The 17,564-nt window shown below is 71.3% G+C and carries 12 protein-coding genes and 2 tRNA genes; 8 read left to right on the forward strand and 6 right to left on the reverse strand.

Annotation, left to right across the window (positions count from 1 at the left end):
* Positions 1 to 73 precede the first annotated feature (73 nt).
* Entirely contained in the window at positions 74 to 979 is a 906-nt protein-coding gene (locus tag EV375_RS17735) for an AraC family transcriptional regulator (protein ID WP_130300292.1), read from the reverse strand.
* Between the two features lie 464 nt (positions 980 to 1,443).
* On the opposite strand from EV375_RS17735, the gene EV375_RS17740 reads away from it, so the two are divergent.
* From EV375_RS17740 to EV375_RS17765, 6 genes are all read left to right on the forward strand, one after another.
* A complete protein-coding gene (locus EV375_RS17740) occupies positions 1,444 to 2,013 on the forward strand; it encodes a 2Fe-2S iron-sulfur cluster-binding protein (protein WP_130300293.1) in 570 nt (189 codons plus the stop codon).
* Positions 2,010 to 3,008 carry an FAD binding domain-containing protein gene (locus EV375_RS17745; RefSeq protein WP_130300294.1) on the forward strand — a complete coding sequence of 333 codons (999 nt, stop codon included), beginning with the start codon at positions 2,010 to 2,012 and terminating at the stop codon, positions 3,006 to 3,008. Before EV375_RS17740 ends, EV375_RS17745 begins: the two co-directional genes overlap by 4 nt.
* Positions 3,005 to 5,233 carry a xanthine dehydrogenase family protein molybdopterin-binding subunit gene (locus tag EV375_RS17750; RefSeq protein WP_130300295.1) on the forward strand — a complete coding sequence of 743 codons (2,229 nt, stop codon included), beginning with the start codon at positions 3,005 to 3,007 and terminating at the stop codon, positions 5,231 to 5,233. Before EV375_RS17745 ends, EV375_RS17750 begins: the two co-directional genes overlap by 4 nt.
* A 290-nt stretch (positions 5,234 to 5,523) precedes the next feature.
* Complete coding sequence (locus EV375_RS17755) at positions 5,524 to 6,519, forward strand: hypothetical protein (protein ID WP_486588548.1); 996 nt, start codon at positions 5,524 to 5,526, stop codon at positions 6,517 to 6,519.
* Positions 6,520 to 6,835: 316 nt separating this feature from the next.
* The gene (locus EV375_RS17760; protein ID WP_130300296.1) at positions 6,836 to 7,171 is read left to right on the forward strand and encodes an STAS domain-containing protein; all 336 of its coding nucleotides are present in this window, start codon (positions 6,836 to 6,838) and stop codon (positions 7,169 to 7,171) included.
* Positions 7,172 to 7,390: 219 nt separating this feature from the next.
* A complete protein-coding gene (locus EV375_RS17765) occupies positions 7,391 to 8,491 on the forward strand; it encodes a cation diffusion facilitator family transporter (RefSeq protein ID WP_130300297.1) in 1,101 nt (366 codons plus the stop codon).
* A gap of 292 nt (positions 8,492 to 8,783) precedes the next feature.
* Here the strand turns inward: EV375_RS17765 and EV375_RS17770 are convergent.
* Positions 8,784 to 8,856, reverse strand: a tRNA-Arg gene (locus EV375_RS17770).
* A gap of 264 nt (positions 8,857 to 9,120) precedes the next feature.
* Positions 9,121 to 9,211 (reverse strand) — tRNA-Ser (locus EV375_RS17775).
* 510 nt (positions 9,212 to 9,721) lie between these two features.
* On the opposite strand from EV375_RS17775, the gene EV375_RS17780 reads away from it, so the two are divergent.
* Positions 9,722 to 13,513, forward strand: a complete 3,792-nt coding sequence (locus tag EV375_RS17780; RefSeq protein ID WP_130300298.1) for a PAS domain-containing protein — start codon at positions 9,722 to 9,724, stop codon at positions 13,511 to 13,513.
* A 132-nt stretch (positions 13,514 to 13,645) separates the two neighbouring features.
* Here the strand turns inward: EV375_RS17780 and EV375_RS17785 are convergent, their stop codons facing one another.
* The 3 genes from EV375_RS17785 to EV375_RS17795 form a co-directional block, all read right to left on the reverse strand.
* Positions 13,646 to 15,298: a long-chain fatty acid--CoA ligase gene (locus EV375_RS17785; protein ID WP_130300299.1), complete on the reverse strand. Its 1,653-nt coding sequence runs from the start codon at positions 15,296 to 15,298 to the stop codon at positions 13,646 to 13,648.
* Positions 15,299 to 15,521: 223 nt separating this feature from the next.
* Positions 15,522 to 16,133 carry a SigE family RNA polymerase sigma factor gene (locus EV375_RS17790; RefSeq protein ID WP_130300300.1) on the reverse strand — a complete coding sequence of 204 codons (612 nt, stop codon included), beginning with the start codon at positions 16,131 to 16,133 and terminating at the stop codon, positions 15,522 to 15,524.
* Positions 16,134 to 16,347: 214 nt separating this feature from the next.
* Positions 16,348 to 17,013 (reverse strand): DUF1906 domain-containing protein, encoded by a 666-nt coding sequence (locus EV375_RS17795; protein WP_486588549.1) that lies wholly within the window; start codon positions 17,011 to 17,013, stop codon positions 16,348 to 16,350.
* Here EV375_RS17795 and EV375_RS29740 point away from each other — a divergent pair.
* On the forward strand, positions 17,012 to 17,338 hold the full coding sequence (locus EV375_RS29740; RefSeq protein WP_486588550.1) for a hypothetical protein: 327 nt from the start codon (positions 17,012 to 17,014) through the stop codon (positions 17,336 to 17,338). The two genes, EV375_RS17795 and EV375_RS29740, sit on opposite strands and share 2 nt — an antisense overlap.
* The last annotated feature ends 226 nt before the right edge of the window (positions 17,339 to 17,564 follow it).

The following is a 17,564-nucleotide window of genomic DNA, read 5'->3' on the forward strand; positions in this document are numbered from 1 at the left end:
TCTGACCTGCATGAACGTTAGATACATCCTCCCCGTGTCTTGCACGATCCTCTCGTTGCCCCGCACCGGCCGGTCAGGTCAGCGCGCCTGCGGGGGTACGCGCGGCGCCGCGCAGACGGACCGCGTGCCGGCTCGGGGGTTCGCCGAACTGGCGGCGGTACTCGCGGCTGAACTGTGAGGCGTTGTCGTAGCCGACACGGTGGCCGACTCCCGTGACGTCGCCCGGGTGGGTGACGAGCAGCAGCCGGGCCTCCTGGAGCCGGATCTGCTTCTGGAACTGGATGGGGCTCATCGCGGTCACCGCCTGGAAGTTGCGGTAGAAGGCGGAGACGCTCATGCCGGACAGTCGTGCCACGTCCTCGACCCGGAAGGGCTCGGCGTAGTGCTCGCGGATCCAGCGCACCGCACGGGAGATGTGGCTGAGGCCGCTGTCGGCGAGGCCGAGCTGCCGCACCGCCGCGCCCTGTTCGCCGCTCATCAGGCGCCACAGGATCTCACGCTTGATCAGAGGCGCCAGTACGGCGCGGTCGCGGGGTTCGTCCAGCAGGCGCAGCAGCCGAACCACCGCGTCGAGCATCGCGGGCGGTGCGTCGCTGACGGCGATCCCCGACGGCGCACCGGTGCCGGTTCGGGGCGCGTCTCCGGGACCGGCCTGAAGCAGCAGCTCGGCGACGGCGGACGGCTCCAGCATCAGGCCGAACCCCAGCGCGGGCTCCTCGGGGTCGGCCCGGGTGAACTGCCCCGTGACGGGCAGGTCGACGGAGGCGACCAGGTACTGCCCGGCGCCGTATTCGTAGACCCGGTCGCCCAGGGCGAGGTGCTTGGCGCCCTGGGCGATGACGGCGAGAACGGTGCCGGACATCGACGGCACGGGGGGATCCGCCCGGTCGACCTTGGAGATCAGGACACCGTCGATGGCAGTGGTCCAGTCGGGGCGGGCATGCCGGGCCAGCAGGGTGCGAAGCTCTTCGAGTGGCATGCGTCCATTGCAGCACGATTCGGCCTCTGCTCCCGGAGCCGAGACGATCGTGCAAGCACCTGCGAGCATTGTTCTAGTGTTTCAGCAGGTCAGCCTGCCAGCTGGTCTCGTTGGAGCTCCTCATTCCATCGACCGGAAAATAGGCGCCGGCGACCGCCGGCCCCTGTCCACGCCGCCCCGGCCGCCGGGTCCGGCATGGCGGCAGCCTCACCGACCCCGTCGCTGACCGGTCCGGACGAAGACCCTCCCGGTGCGGGGGAACACCGCGCCGCTCACCTCGCCCGTCTCACCCACCTCGCCCGACGTTCCGCGTCCGCGCCCGGGCCCGGGCCCGGCTCTCGTCCACGTCACACGCCAGGGCCCCGGAACTCCGTGGAGCACACCGGCACCCCGGTCCTGCTCGGCGTGGCAGCACCGCCGTGGCTCAACCCCCGCCCGATGATCGCCGAGGAAGGTGGGCTGCGATGAACGAATCAGGAACGAACGGCGCGGAGCAGGGCCAGGGCAACGGGGACAGCACCTCCGCGATCAAGCTGAGCGTCAACGACCAGGTGCGGCAGCTCGATGTGGACCCGCGCACGTCGCTCCTGGACGCGCTCCGCGAGCATCTGCGACTGGGCGGGACCAAGAAGGGCTGCGATCACGGACAGTGCGGCGCCTGCACGGTGCTGATCAACGGCCGGCGCGTGTACTCCTGTCTGACGCTGGCCGTGATGCACGAGGACGACGAGATCACCACGATCGAAGGCCTGGACGGCGTCAAGGGCCTGCACCCCATGCAGCGGGCCTTCGTCGAACACGACGGCTTCCAATGCGGGTACTGCACGCCCGGCCAGATCTGCTCTGCAGTCGGCATGCTCTCGGAAGTGGAGGCGGGCTGGCCCAGCCACGCGACCGCTGACGTGGCGTCGCCCCAGGTCGAGCTGAGCGACGAGGAGATCCGGGAGCGCATGAGCGGCAACATCTGCCGGTGCGCCGCCTATCCGAACATCGTCGCGGCCATCCGCGACGCCGCGGAGGGAGGTTCGGCATGAGGTCGTTCACCTACGAAAGAGCGATGACCGCGCAGGCCGCCGTCGACGCGGTCTCCAGGGCCGACGCGAAGTTCATCAGCGGCGGCACCAACCTCCTCGACCTGATGAAGCTCGACATCGAGAAGCCCGGCCACCTCGTCGACATCAGCCGGCTTCCACTGCGGGACGTCGAGGAACTCCCCGACGGCGGACTGCGCGTCGGCGCCCAGACGGCGAATTCCGATCTGGCCGCCCACACCCGGGTGCGCACCCGCTACGAGGTGCTGTCGCAGGCGCTGCTCGCCGGCGCGTCGGGACAGTTGCGGAACAAGGCCTCCACCGGCGGCAACCTGCTGCAGCGCACGCGCTGCCCGTACTTCTACGACACCGCCGCGGACTGCAACAAGAGGAACCCCGGCTCCGGGTGTTCGGCGATCGGCGGGTTCAACCGGATCCACGCGATCCTCGGCGCCGGCAGCTCCTGCATCGCCACCCACCCCTCGGACATGGCCGTCGCGCTGGCCGCGCTCGACGCGGAGGTCGAACTGCTCGACGCCGAGCAGACCGTGCGCCGCGTGCCCGTCACGGACTTCCACAGACTGCCGGGCGACACCCCGCACATCGAGACGGTGCTGCGGCCCGGCGAGATGATCACCGCCGTGCTTCTGCCCCCGCCCCCTCCGGGCCGGCAGATCTACCGCAAGGTGCGCGACCGGGCGTCGTACGAATTCGCGCTGGTCTCCGTGGCGGCCGTCCTCTCCACCGAGAACGGAACGATCAGCCACGCGCGGGTGGCATTCGGCGGCGTGGCCCACAAGCCGTGGCGATCCGTGGAGGCCGAGGACGCGCTGACGGGCCGTCCCGCGACGATGGCCACCTATCGCGCGGCCGCCGAGACGGCGATGCGGGACGCGGTGGGACGGGGACGGAACGACTTCAAGATCGAACTGGCCAGGCGCACGCTGTGCCGCACGCTTGCGCAAGCTGCCCAGGCAGGCGGAGGAGACGCGAGATGATCGGACAGGCCCTGAACCGCGTCGACGGCCCGTTGAAGGTCGCGGGCCGCGCCACGTACGCCTACGAGCACTGGGTGGAGACCCCGCCGCTGTACGGGTTCATCGTCGGGGCGACCATCGGCAAGGGCCGGGTCGCGCGGATCGACGCCGGAGGCGCCGAGGGCGCCCCCGGCGTCCACATGGTGATGACCCATCACAACGCACCGGCCCAGGGCACCCGCGACGAGTCCGATCCTGTCGAGTACTGGCGCGCCAAGCCGGTACTGACCGGTCCGGAGATCCACCACTACGGTGAGCCGGTGGCGCTGGTCGTCGCCGCAACCTTGGAGCAGGCACGGGCGGCGGCCGAGCTGGTCGACGTGGAATACGCCGCCGAGCCGGGACGATTCGACTTCTCCGCCCACAAGGACGAGGGGTACGCCCCGGCATCGGTCCCACCCGGTATCCCCGCCGATACCACCGTCGGTGACTTCGACGCGGCGTTCGACGGTTCGGCCGTGAAGGTCGACGAGGTCTACACGACTCCCTACGAGCTGTCCATGCCGATGGAGCCACACGCGTGTCTGGTCGAGCCGCGCGGCGAGGACCTGACGGTCCACGTCAGTTCCCAGATCGTCGACGCCGCACAGGCCTCGCTCGCCGCCACGCTCGATATCGACCCGGCGCGCATCCACATCGTTGCCCCCTACATCGGCGGAGGATTCGGCTCCAAGCTGAACATCCACTCGGAGACGATCCTGGCGGCGCTCGCCGCTCGCGCCCTGGACCGGCCGGTCAAGGTCGCACAGACGCGGCAGCAGATGTTCCACCTCACCGGCCTTCGCCCCACATCCAGCCAGCGGGTGCGGCTGGGCGCTGCGTACGACGGGCGGCTGGAGGCGATCGCCCACGACGTCACGATGCACACCAGAGCCGACAGGGAGTTCGGGGAGCCGACGGCCGGCACCACCCGCAGCCTCTACGCCGCGCCCAACCGGTCCACGACCCATCGCGTGACGCCGCTCGACCTGCCCCAGGGATCGGACGTCCGCGCTCCGGGCGAAGCCCCGGGTCTGCTCGCGGTGGAGTCCGCGATGGACGAGCTGGCCCACCAGCTCGGGATGGATCCCGTGGAGCTGCGGATCCGCAACGAGCCCACCGTCGATCCCGAGCGGGGCGTGCCGTTCAGCGAACGGCGCTTGGTCGAGTGCCTTCGTGAAGGGGCGCGCCGGTTCGGCTGGGAACGCCGCCCCACGACGCCCGCGAGTGTCCGCGAGGGACGGTGGCTGGTCGGCTATGGCATGGCCGCCGCCATCCGCGGGCACTTCCAGGTACCGACAGCGGTGCGTGCGCGGATGGAGACCGACGGGACCGTCGTCGTGCAGTCGGACATGACCGACCTCGGTACGGGCACCTACACCATCCTCACCCAAGTAGCAGCGGAGGCAATGGGACTGACGCCCGATCAGGTGCGCGTCGAACTCGGGCACTCCGACTTTCCCGTCAGCGCGGGTTCCGGCGGTTCTTGGGGCGCCTCCAATTCGAGCACCGCGCTCCACCGCGCGTGTCAGGCCCTGCGCGAGAAGCTGCTGTCGACGGCGTGCGGCGACGCCCGGTCCCCGCTGGACGGCATGGACCCGGCGGACGCGCTGTTCTCGGACGGTGAGTTGAGGATCGCCGGGCGGTCCGAGCCGATGAGGGAGATCGTCGCGCGCAACCACCCCGACGGCGTGGAGGCAGAGGGCGAGATTCCGTTGATGACCGATGAGCCGAACTACACGGACTACTCGATCCACAGCTACGGTGCCCACTTCGCCGAGGTCGGCGTCGACGCCGACACCGCGGAGATCCGGCTGCGCAGGATGCTGGGCGTCTTCTCCGTGGGCCGCGTCCTCAACGCCAAGACCGTCCGCTCGCAGCTGATCGGCGGCATGATCTGGGGCGTCGGCGCGGCTCTCGAGGAGGACGCCTTCGTGGACCCCCGCTCGGGCGCCATCACCACCCGGGATCTCGCGCAGTACCTCGTGCCGGTCCACGCCGACATTCCCGACGTCGACGTCACCGTGCTCGACGGGTACGACGAGAAGGCCAACGTCCTGGGTGCGAAGGGCGCCGGGGAAGTGGGCATCTGCGGAGCCGGCGCGGCCGTCGCGAACGCGGTCTTCAACGCCACGGGAACACGCGTGCGCGACTTCCCCATCACGCTCGAAAAGGTGCTGCCCGGCCTCCCGCCGATGGAAGCGTGAACGGACGCCGTCCGGTGAGCTCGGCACCATGCCGGGCCGCGGAGTTGAACCGGACGTTCACGCTCCTCTCCCGCGGTGCCGAGGTGCGACGTGTGCACGTGCACGAACTGCGCCGCCCGCCTTGTGCGCCGCCACTCCATGCACAGGCTGTGGACGGCAACGGAGCTCCACGCGGCGGCGCATGACCGGCTCATCGCAGCCGCGTCACCGCCGCCGCGACCCACGCAGGAGTGCTGTCGGAGCCGAGCCGTATGCTGCCCGGGACGTTCGCCCAGGGGGAGGGGAAGCACGTGAGCCAGGTCGACAAGATGCTGCGCGAAATGGCCGCCGCGCCGACCGTGCAGGTCGTCAGCAGGACAGGGAGGGTCACCGGGTTGGCCCGACTGGTGCTGGTCGCCGAGCAGTTCGGCTTCATGTACGGGGACACGCACCAGACCGGTGGGCGGGCGCCCAAGGTGGTGCTGACCATCCACCGCGACCCGGCCCCGGAGGCGCAGCGCCGCGCGGCGGACAACCACGCACGGTTCCCGCAGGCGGGCAACGGCGGCGATCTGCCGGGGATGCAGCCGGGCGGGAAGCTCAATCCGCTTCCGGACGCCGCCCCCCATCTGGAACTCCTCAAGGCCCGGATCAACTTCGACCTCACCGGCAAGAGTGCCGAGAAGCGCATGCTCATGGCCGGGATCGGGCTGACCGCCGGATGCGCCGTCCTGGTGCTGCGCAACCTGTCCGCCGGGACGAGCCCGGTCGTCGGCATCGTGGTCTGCGTACTGCTTCTGCTGACACTCGGCGGCGGCTTCTTGTGGAACCGCAAGCGGAACGCCCGTTTCGAGAACGTCCTCCGCCAGGCCGGCCTCACTCCAGTGCGGGACGAGAACGGCCGCACACGCTATCTGCCGCCCGGCGGCCAACTGCCCGGCCGGCAGAATCAGTTCGGCGGGCAGTTCGGCGGGCAGGGCTTCGGCTTCCCCCAGCAGGCTCCCGGCGCTCCGGCCGCACAGCCGGCGCAGGCCCCTGTAACGGGGGCCGGTCAGCCGCAGCAACCTCCCGCGCCGCACTGGCAGTTCCCGCCTCCGCAGCCGGCAACGCAGGGGCCGTACGGCCACGGTGGACATGCACACCAACAGGCACATCAGCCGCCGCCGGCTCCCCCGGGGCAGGCACCGCCTCAGCAGTACGGGCAGCCGGCTCCGCCCCCGCAGTCCGCTCCCCAGCCCCAGTACGGGCCCCCGCAGCAACCGGGTCCGCCTCCGTACCAGCAGGGTCAGTACGGGCAGCAGGGATAGAGGACGAGGCGGGAAGGGTGACCACGGTGCCGGAGGCGTTCCCGCGGCGCCCGTGGTGGCAGAACCGCTGAAAGTGGCGAACGCAGGGCCGATGGCGATCAGAGGAAGCAGCCCGAGATTGGCCCGGCGGCGAGATCCGCGGCCACGGCGAGCCCTATGGCGATGTACGGCAGCAGGAACAGAACAAGACCGCCGTCGCGCGAAACTACTGAGCCCCTCGTGCCCCGACCGGTACGTATCCTGGATTCAAGGTCTCCTCAGAGACATCCAGATCCTTCAGGCGGTCAGTGCAATGCCGCAAGGAAGTCCCAGCCCAGTGAATCGTCCGACCGAGGACAGTTCACCACTCACCGTCACCGTACTGGCTGGGGTACAGGGCGATGAAGGCATTCTCCTGCTCAAGGGACGACTCGATGTCCGGACCATGTATACGCTCCGTGACTACGTTTGGTACTGCCTCAGTCACAATCAACGCCGTATCCGCTTGGACATGGCCGGCATAAGTCAATGCGAATGCGGCGCGCTGCACGGGGTGGCCGGCCTGCAAGACGGCCTGAGTGCCGCCGGCGGATATCTGCGTATTGCCAGTGCGAGCGAATCCGTGCGCGAAGCACGCAAAGCCGTCAGTCTTCCTCACGACATTTTTGGGTGAGCGGCGCAGTAGCCGACGGGCCGACGTGGCGGTCCAGGCCCGCAGCGAGCCGCCGCTCAGCAGCAAGATCGAACAGGTGGTCACAGAACTCGGGCACACTCCGTCGGCGGTCAAGGCGCACTGATACCCCCCAAGGGTAATTGCGACTGTATCGCAGCTGGTCAAGACGGGTATGACGGCTGTAGCTGCAATGGAATCCCTGTGCCACGGTGGTCTGTCATGGAGGGGAAACAGCACGACCACACCACCGACCACGACAACGATCACGGGCAGGGGCACGGGCACGAGTCCCGAACAGCGGGACTCCGGCATCGGCTCGCGCACCTCGTCACACCGCACAGCCATGAGGCGGGCGACAAGGTGGACGCGGCGATGGAGACCTCCCGGGAGGGGATGCGCACGCTGTGGATCTCCCTCGCCGCCCTCGGTCTCACCACCGTGATTCAAGCGGTCATCGTCGCCCTGTCCGGCTCGGTCGCCCTGCTCGGCGACACGATCCACAACGCCGCGGACGCACTGACCGCCGTGCCGCTGGCGATCGCGTTCATGCTCGGGAGGCGAGCGGCCAACCGCCGCTACACCTACGGCTACGGCCGGGCCGAGGACCTGGCCGGCATCCTCATCGTCGTCACCATCGCCGCCTCGGCGGCCCTCGCCGCATGGGCGGCGCTGGACCGGCTGCTCCACCCTCGCGACATCACCCACCTGTGGGCGGTCGCCGCCGCTGCCGTGACGGGATTCCTGGGCAATGAATGGGTCGCCCGGTACCGCATCCGCACCGGGCGACGGATCGGTTCAGCCGCTCTGGTTGCTGACGGACTGCACGCCCGCACCGACGGCTTCACCTCCCTCGCCGTTCTCTTCGGCGCCGGCGGCGCTGCGCTCGGCTGGCGCTACGCGGACCCGGTCATCGGTCTGCTCATCACCGTGGCCATCCTCTTCGTCCTGAAGGACGCGGCACGTGAGGTGTATCGGCGCCTGATGGACTCCGTCGACCCGCAGTTGGTGGAGCAAGCCGAGGACGCGCTGCGTGACGTCGACGGCGTTCGAGGTGTGGGCCAGGTGCGAATGCGCTGGATCGGTCACGCACTGCGTGCGGAGGCGGACATCATCGTCGACCCGCACCTGACCGTCGTGACCGCGCACCAGCTGGCCGTCGAAGCCGAACACGCCCTGATCCACGCCGTGCCGCGGCTGACCGCCGCGACAGTGCACACCGACCACACCCCAACCGGCACCGACCCGCACGCGCCCCTCAGGCACCACGCTCCCGCTGATCGGCCGGCGGCGACACGGAGAGGTGCTGTCAGTGCCCGATGACACGATCAGCCCGATGAGCCGGTCGCCCGCTGGTCCTGGAGCAGTACACAGCGCCTGAGCCCGGCCTCAGAAAAGCAGGACTTGGCCCCAGACGCCCCATGCGGCTCGATCAAGGTTCAGCCATCACGCTTCGTGTGTACGCACGAGCGACCCTGACCCGCTCCGCCGACATCGCGGACCCCATCGCGCAGCTGCTGAACGACGGTTGCGAGCACGCCTGTTGGCACAGGCGCCACCAAGCACAACGAAAGGGCCCGGTTCCCAGACTTGGGAACCGGGCCCTGACTTGCTGCGCGCTCGGCAGGATTCGAACCTGCAACCTTCTGATCCGTAGTCAGATGCTCTATCCGTTAAGCTACGAGCGCTTGCCGCGTGGGCTGTTGATCAACCCTGCGATGTTGCGGGAACAACATTACATGAACGGCACCCAGAGGCGAAATCGGTAAGCCGTACCCCTTCTGAACTGCGGAAACACCCTCGCGAACGCCTTCTGTCACGCGCTTCGGCGACCTTCTGTGACGCGTCTCGGAAAGCGTGAGCAGACCCGGTGGCGGACACACGAAACCCCGGCCTCGGGAGCCGGGGTTCGGTGATCTTGGAGATCGGCTGCGGCCCCTGGGGACCGGAAGCGGAGGCTGAGGGATTTGAACCCTCGATGGGGGGTTATCCCCAAACCGCATTAGCAGTGCGGCGCCATAGACCAGACTAGGCGAAGCCTCCAGGCACGTCCGCCGTCGCCGACGGGCCGGTGCGTGCTGATGATGGCACAGCCTCACCGGCTGTCTCCAATCGGCCCCTACCGTACTCGGTTCCGATGCCGCCCGGCAAAGCGATTCGCGGCACCTACCGCCGATGACCGGGAACGTTCCGCAGGTTGACGCGGGACGCTGACGGCCGCCGCCCGCGCGGTGCGTTGGAGCAGTGGAACAACCTCCGCGCGGTGCCTCCATGCGACGCCCTCGGCCGCTCCCGGCTCTCGTCACCGGATACACCCGCCCGGGGCCCCGCGGGCGGGCCCCGGGCGACGGTCGCGGCCCGGCGGAGGGCGGGCGGCGGGCCTCGCCGCCGTCTTGTGCACTCCGCACAGCACTGGCCGCCGGAACGGCCTCTGCCCGTAGACTTCCCTCTGGTGGCATGCCCGGGGTCAGCGGCACACTGGCAGCCGTGACCGGACGGACAGGACCGGGCGACCGGTCACCGGCACCGTGTTAGCAGGGAGGAAATTCCGTCGTGAGCAGCCGGCCATCCCGAGGCGCTGCTCGTCTCGCCGCCATACTCGACGCACTGCCTGACGCGCTGCTGCTGGTCAACTGCAACGGCACGGTGGTGAACGCCAACACCATCGCGCTCGAAGCGTTCGAGGCCCCCGGCACCGCGCTGGTGGGGCGAGGGCTGCTCGATCTGCTGCCCGAATTCGACTCGAAACGGATTCCGGGTTCGATGCGCAGGCCGGACGAGGCCGCCGCCGAACTCGAGCAGCGCCAGCGCCCGACGCGCATGGTCGCGAGGCGCACCGACGGCAGCGAGTTCTACGTCGAGGTCACGAGCGCCAACCTGGAGGACGGGCGCACGCCGTACGCCTCCGCCTTCGAGGCGGCCTTCGCCGACCACGGCCCCGGCCACTCGTACACGGGCGACGAGCTGCTGATGCTCGTCGTACGCGATCTCACCGGCACCCTCGACACGGAGGCAGAACTCGCCCGCCAGCAGCGCCAGACGGAGATGATCCTGCGCGCCGCGTCGGAGGGCGTCCTCGGCGTGGACACCGAGGGGCTGATCGTCCTCGTCAATCCTGCGGCGGCGCAGATCCTCGGCTACCGCGCCGGGGACCTCGGCGGTCAGGAGCTGCACTCGCTGCTGCTGCACTCCCGCCCCGACGGCAGTCCGCTGCCGTACGAGGAGACCACTCTCAGCGACACCCTCAAATCGGGGCGCAAGCACCGCGTGCGTGCCGGCACGGTCCTGTGGGCGAAGGACGGGCATGCGGTGCCCGTCGACATCACGACGGCTCCGGTGCGCGACGGGGACCAGCTCGTCGGGGCCGTGGTCACCTTCAGCGACCGCCGCGCCCAGGAGGCGCTGGCCTCCCGGCACGAGCAGCTGCTGGCCGTGCTGCAGGACTCGCTGCGCGGGCCGCTGGACCGGCTGCGGGACGAGCTGTCGGGGCTGGCAGCCGACCCGGCCGGGCAGCTCTGGCCCGAGGCCAACCAGATCCTCCACCACCTCGCGGCCGGTTACGCGCGCATGACGACGCTCGTGGACAACGTGCTCGGCTACCAGCGCCTCGACGCGGGCCGGGAGAAGCTGCGCCGGGAGATGACGTCACTGGACTCGGTCGTGGCGAACGGCGTCGAGGGCGCCGTCGAGCTGATCGGGCCGGGCCGCGCCCAGTTCGCGGTGCACGCGCCGCCGATCGAGGCGGAGGTGGACGGGGAGCGGCTGACGACGGCACTGGCGCATCTGATCGCGGACGTGGCCGGAGTGGACGCGACGGGCAACACCACCGTGGTGACGCCCGGGCTCGACACGACGATCGTGGTCGCCGCGGCGCAGCGTGGGGACGTCGTACGGATCGAGGTGCGCGGGCCCTACGGCGGGGGCAACCCGGTCCATCTGCCCATCGTCCGCGGCACGGTGGAGCGGCACGGCGGTGTGCTGCAGACGCACGAGGTGCCCGGCGCGGGCGGCAGCGCGTATGTGCTGGAAGTGCCTCTCAAGGCGGACGCCGGGGGCGGCGCCGCCGAGACGTCCGCCGGTGGTGACCGGGCCGGTGCCACGGGCGGCGGGTCCGACCGGCGAGGCCGCGACGGGCAAGAGACGACGGTGATGCCGGTGCCCGCGCAGCCCGTGCGCGGCACGGAGGCGCCGGCGGCGGAGCAGGCCGCGGGGGCGTGGACGGGTACGGGGGACGTCTCGGACATGCCGCCGGCCGCGGGCATCCCCGACCAGTTCCAGGCACGGAACGCGCAGGAGCAGCAGCAGGCCTCGGACGGAGGGGCGCCGACCGGCCGTCGCCGTGGCCGCCCCAGCGCGGCCGAGGAGCAGCACCAGCAGCAGGCCGCCGCCGCACCGGGCGGGGCCCTTCCTCAACTGCCTGCCGCCGCCGGTGACTCCGCCGACGCCGCGGAGCAGGCCGGTGTGGCCGTGCCGCAGCAGGCGGGCGCGGGCCGGCGGTCGCGGCGGACGCTCTCGCCGCCGCCACCCGGTACGGACGGCGCCGGCGTGCAGGCTCACGCCGCGGAGGGCGAAGACGCCGCGGGCGCACAGCCGTTGCCCGCGCAGCAGCAGTCTCAGCCGGGCACGGGACGGAGGGGGCGCCGTCCCGTGCAGGAGCAGCCGGGCCAGGCGCCGCCCGCGGAGGCGCAGCCCGTACAGCCGCAGCAGGCTCAGCAGGCACAGCAGGCACAGTCCGGTCAGGGCGACGAAGGCGCCGCCGCGCAGTCCGGGGGCCGCAGGGCGCGCAGGCTGGCGCGGGCGCACACCGACGGCGAAGCGGTCCCGCAGGGCGCGCAGTACGCTGCCGCGCCCGGCCGGCCGCAGCCCGGGAGCAACGGCGCGGGTGCCGTTGTCGAGGAGGCGGTGCCGGCCGGGCAGCAGAACGGTGCCGTGCCGCAGCAGGTGCCCGCCCAACAGGTGCCCGCCCAGCAGGTGCCTGCCCAGCAGGTGCCCGCGCAGCAGAGCGCCCCGCCGCCGGAGCAGGAGCCCGAACAGCCCGAACAGCCCGAACAGCAGCCGGTGGAGCACTCGGTGGTGGCCGCCAGTCCGATCCTCGGCGGCGGCCCGCTCCCGCAGAACATTCCGCAGCAGCCGCGGGGGCTGCCGATGCCCGGCGCCCCGAGCGCCGACGAGCAGGCGTCCTACGAGACCGGCCACCACCGTGTGCAGACGCTCGGCCAGGGTGTCCCCGTCACGCCGGGAATGACGGAGAGGCCCGGCGGGCCGCAGTCCTACGGGCATTCCGTGCCCCGCCCGGTGCCCTCGCCCCACCAGGGGCACACGCCCGCGCCGGGGACGGCCATACCGTCCACTCCGTCGACGCCGCCCGGTTCCGGCAGGCGCCGCAAGCTGGCGGAGCCCGCGCGGGATGGCGGGCAGCAGCCCGCCGGGCGGCCGGGGCAGGGCCGCCGGGGGCCGGCGCCCGGTCGCGGAAACCAGCCTCCGGCGCGCGAGTTCACGATCGGCGCTCCGGCGGCGGGCTCGGCCGAGGGGCCGGAGCCGCTGGACGGGCCGAACAGTCCCGTCGAGATGAGCGACGGGCGTGGTGTTCCCGTTCCCGCCCAGGGCGTGGACGACGAGCTGCCGCCGGAGCCGCTGGACAATCCGCGGCGGCTGCTGGTGTGGCCCGAGCCGGACGCCGCGACTCAGCAGGCGCTCTCCGCGCACGGCTACCGTCCCGTCGTCGTGCATTCGCGCGAGGAGGTCGCGGCGCAGATCGCGGCCCGCCCTGCCGCGCTGTTCGTCGACCCGCTCACCGGCCCGATCACCCGTACCGCGCTCCAGTCGCTGCGTACGGCGGCCGTCGCGGCCGAGGTGCCCGTCATGGTCACCTCGGGCCTCGGGCAGGCGACGCGGGAAGCCGCGTACGGCGCCGACCCGGCGGTGCTGCTGAAGGCCCTCGCCCCGCGCGACAGCGAGCAGCACCCCCCGCGTGTGCTGCTGGTCGAGGAACGCCCGCCGATCGCGGGCGCGTTGGCGGCTTCCCTGGAGAGGCGCGGAATCCAGGTCGCGCACGCGCAGACGGACGAGGTCGCGGTGAACGTGGCGGCGCAGATGCGGCCGAACCTCGTGGTGATGGACGCGATGCAGGTGAGCACGCGGCGTGCCGGGATCATCGACTGGCTGCGCGTGAACGGGCTGCTGAGCCGCACGCCCTTCGTCATCTACACGTCGGCCGACATGAATCCTGCGGACCTGCCGCGGCTGGCCACGGGCGAGACGGTCCTCTTCCTCGCGGAGCGGTCGACGAGCGACGCGGTCCAGCAGCGCATCGTGGACATGCTGAGGAAGATCGGCGCTCAATGAGCGTCCCGCCCGGAGCATGATCTTCGCGCGTCGACCCGGGCGGGCACGGCCACTTCGCCGTGGTGCCCGCCCCGGCGCCGGACCTGGCGGGACGGGGCCGGCCTGCCGCGCCGGCCCCGTTCCGTCCCCTCCTCACATCCGGGTGACGTCCAGCTCTCCCGCCGCGTACTGCCGCCGCAGCACCTTCTTGTCGAACTTGCCGACGCTCGTCTTCGGCACCGCCGGGATGACCGCCCACCGCTCGGGCAGCTGCCACCGCGCGATGCGCTCGGCGAGGAAGTCACGCAGCTGCTCGTAACCCACGCCTTCCACGCCCTCCTTGAGGACGACGGTCGCCAGCGGCCGCTCCCCCCACTTCTCGTCCGGCACCGCCACGACCGCCGCCTCGGCGACGGCCTCGTGCGCCATGAGCGCGTTCTCCAGTTCGACGGAGGAGATCCACTCGCCGCCGGACTTGATGACGTCCTTGGCGCGGTCGGTGAGCGTCAGATAGCCGTTCGGGGTGATCACGCCGACGTCGCCGGTGCGCAGCCAGCCGTCGGGGCTGAACTTGTCCTCGGGGCGCAGGGGTTCGCCGTCGGCGCCGCCGTAGTAGGCGCCGGTGATCCACGGGCCGCGCACCTCCAGTTCGCCCGGCGACCGGCCGTCCCAGGGGGCGAAGGTGCCGTCCGGCGCGGCGAGCCGGGGCTCGACGGAGGCGGGGAAGCGCCCCTGACTGATGCGGTAGGGCCACTCCTCCTCCGCGCTGAGCCCCGCCGGCGGGTGGCCGAAGCTGCCGAGGGGCGAGGTCTCCGTCATGCCCCAGGCGTGGCAGACGCGCACGCCGTGCTCCTCCTCGAAGGCGCGCATCATCGCGGGCGGGCAGGCCGAGCCCCCGATGGTGACCATGCGCAGGCACGAGATGTCCCGCGGTTTCTCGGCGAGTTCGGTGAGCAGTCCCTGCCAGATGGTCGGGACGGCGGCGGCGTACGTGGGTCGTTCGGCGTCGATCATCTCGGCGATCGGGCCGGGCTGGAGAAAGCGGTCCGGCATCAGCATGTTCACGCCGGTCATGAAGGTCGCGTGGGGAAGTCCCCAGGCGTTGACGTGGAACATCGGCACGACCGGCAATGCGGTGTCCGCGTCCGTGAGGCCCATGGACTGCGTCATGTTGACCTGCATGCTGTGCAGGTACATGGAGCGGTGGGAGAAGAGGACGCCCTTCGGATCTCCGGTGGTGCCGGAGGTGTAGCACATGGCGGCGGCCTCGCGCTCGTCCAGCTCGGGCCAGTCGTAGGTGGTGGGGCGGCCCTCCAGAAGCTGCTCGTAGTCGTGCACGGGCTGGCGGCAGCCCTCGAGCACCGAGGTGTCACCGGGCCCCACGACGACGATGTGCTCCACCGTCTCCAGGGAGGGCAGCAGCGGGGCGAGCAGCGGCAGCAGGGAGCCGTTGACCACGATGACGCGGTCAGCGGCGTGGTTGATGATCCACACCAACTGGTCCGCGGGGAGGCGGAGGTTCAGCGTGTGCAGCACCGCCCCCATCGAGGGGACGGCGAAGTACGCCTCCACGTGCTCGGCGTTGTTCCACATGAGGGTGCCTATTCGGTCCTCGCGCACGACGCCCAGTTCGTCGCGGAGCGCGTGGGCGAGCCGGGCGGCGCGCTCACCCGTCTCCCCGAAGCTCTGCCTGCGCGGCTCCCCCTCCCCCGTCCAGGTCGTGATCCGTGATTCGGCGTGAACGGTCGATCCATGACGGAGGATGCGGGAAACGAGCAGGGGTACGTCCTGCATTGTGCTGAGCACCTGGGGCCTCCCCGAGTTACGGACGGGTACTGTGCTGCGATTCTGGACGCATACCGCGCGGTACGTCACTACTCGGAGGCGAGAACTTCAAGGCAGGGCGCGGTCCTTCCGCGGCCGGGGGAGCGCCGCGAGCGTCCCCTCGCCGCCGGCGTGAGCTCCCGCGTCTCCGGTGTGGACGTCCCCGCGTCTCCGGCGTGGGCGGGCTCGCCAAGACCCCTTTCCGTCAGGCCGCCGCGGCGGCCTCCTGGACGGGCTCCGCGGTACGGGCGGGACCGTCGGTCTCTCCGCCCAGGACGTCCGCCGCGAGCTGCGGGTCCTCCCGGAGCTTCGCGAGCGCACGGGAGACGGCGCTCTTGACCGTCCCCACGGAGACTCCGAGCACCGCGGCCGTCTGCACCTCGCTCAGGTCCTCGTAGAAGCGGAGCACGACCATCGCCCGCTGCCGGGCGGGCAGCCTGAGAACGGCGTGCCACAGCGCGTCGCGCACGGCCTGCGCCTCGGCGGGGTCGGGTCCCTGCTGCGGCTCGGGCTCGGGCAGTTCGTCGCAGACGAACTCGTCGACGCGGCGCTTGCGCCACTGCGAGGTGCGCGTGTTCACCAGGGCCCTGCGCACGTAGCCGTCGAGGGCCCGGTGGTCCTCGATCCGCTCCCAGGCCAGGTACGTCTTGGTGAGCGCCGTCTGGAGCAGGTCCTCGGCATCGCAGGGGTTGGCCGTGAGCGAGCGCGCGGTGCGCAGCAGCACCGGCCCGCGGGCACGCACGTACGACGTGAACGTCAGCGGCGTCACGGACGGAGAGTCGCTGCCGGCCCTCCCGGCTGTACCAGGCGTGGTCATGGTCCAAAGCTAGGAGCGGGCGGCCCGCGGCGGATCGCCCCGAGGTCCCGAAGCCGCCTCCCCCTCTGGGGGAGAGGCGGTGCCGGATTCACCTCCGCAGGGTGGACTCGGGAGTACGCGGGGGTCGGGGTGCGTCAGGGGCGCGACTCCGGGTTCCGGGCGCCCCGCCGTCGTGCGGGTTGGGACAGCGGTGCAGGACGGTGTTCAGCCGGGCTCAGGGGACGACGGCGACGGGGGCGTCCACGAGATTGCGGTCGATGCTGAGGCGCCGGCCGCCGTAGGTGCGGGTCACGTTGCCGTCGTGCTGGTGGATGCGGCGGTGCGGGTGCCAGGCTCCCGCGTCGAGGTACTTGTTGTGGCCCACGGACGCCGGTGCCTTCCAGTCCGCGAACCACACTGCCTCCGGAAGGTCCTTCCTGCCTGCTTTGCGCGCTCCGTTCATGTGCGCGATGCCGGAGTTCGCGCTGCTGTAGAAGCCCGGGTGGTAGCCGGCCTTCCGCACCGCACGGTTCCATCCCTGGACGAAGCGGAGCGTGGTGGCCGCGCACCGGGTCGAGGAGTTGTCGTAGGACTCCATGTCGAGGTAGATGGCGCTGTGCCCGGCCATGCCCAGCTTCTTGGCCGCGGCCACCGCGTCGCGTCCCTCGCGTTGTCCGCGCTGTCCGGGCGCCTTGTGGCTCATCGCGTACTGGCGCTTGCGCGCGGCTTCGACGCAGGGCGACTGCGAACCGACGTAGATGGGCAGCACCTTCCAGCCCATGCGGTCCACGGAGCGCACCCAGGAGCTGGTGAGGTTCGGCTGGTCCGGGCATGCGCGGCCACGGCCGCCGATGTAGACGCCGACCGCACCGAACGGGGATGTGCCGTGCCATGCGCGCATGAGGGAGGACGAAGGGGTGTGGCAGGTGTCGAAGGCCTCGCCCTGGAAGATCTCGGCACCTGACAGGCGCGGGTCGCGCCTCAGCCGCCTGTCCGAGCCCGAACCGGTGCGGGTCCCCGGAGTGCCGGTCGCGGTGACCGTCGGGGCGGAGGCGCGGGCCGGAGTGGAGGACGGGACGGAGGCCGAAGCCGAAGTCGAGGCCGGGATCGAGGGCGAGGCAGGCGACTGTCCGCTCGCGGCGTGCGCGGCGGTCTGGTCGGCACCGGCGAGGCCGGTGAGCACGGTGATCGAGGCGAAGGAGACGGCAGCTCTACGAATGATGTGATTTTTATGCCACATGGGCCGAGTGAACGGGCTCCCGTCGGCGGCGCCGGTCAGGCTCGCCGCGTCCGCGGCGGTTTCGCCCGACTGGGCCGCCCCTGGCCGCCGCGGTGCGCGGCCTGCCGCGCGAACGGGCCGGGCGGTCGGGCCCGTTGCCGTCCTCCGGTCTTGCGGGTGCGCTCCGCGTCCGCTCGTACCACTACTGCAACTCCGGTGACTACGAAGGCGGT

The sequence above is a fragment of the Streptomyces sp. CNZ301 genome, from assembly GCF_004217425.1.

What these genes read in the sequence shown, in the direction of transcription:
- EV375_RS17735 (WP_130300292.1), bottom strand. Translation starts at nt 979, where the DNA reads ATGCCACTCGAAGAGCTTCGCACCCTGCTGGCCCGGCATGCCCGCCCC.
- EV375_RS17740 (WP_130300293.1), top strand. Translation starts at nt 1,444, where the DNA reads ATGAACGAATCAGGAACGAACGGCGCGGAGCAGGGCCAGGGCAACGGG.
- EV375_RS17745 (WP_130300294.1), top strand. Translation starts at nt 2,010, where the DNA reads ATGAGGTCGTTCACCTACGAAAGAGCGATGACCGCGCAGGCCGCCGTC.
- EV375_RS17750 (WP_130300295.1), top strand. Translation starts at nt 3,005, where the DNA reads ATGATCGGACAGGCCCTGAACCGCGTCGACGGCCCGTTGAAGGTCGCG.
- EV375_RS17765 (WP_130300297.1), top strand. Translation starts at nt 7,391, where the DNA reads ATGGAGGGGAAACAGCACGACCACACCACCGACCACGACAACGATCAC.
- EV375_RS17790 (WP_130300300.1), bottom strand. Translation starts at nt 16,133, where the DNA reads ATGACCACGCCTGGTACAGCCGGGAGGGCCGGCAGCGACTCTCCGTCC.
- EV375_RS29740 (WP_486588550.1), top strand. Translation starts at nt 17,012, where the DNA reads ATGAGGGAGGACGAAGGGGTGTGGCAGGTGTCGAAGGCCTCGCCCTGG.
- EV375_RS17795 (WP_486588549.1), bottom strand. Translation starts at nt 17,013, where the DNA reads ATGCGCGCATGGCACGGCACATCCCCGTTCGGTGCGGTCGGCGTCTAC.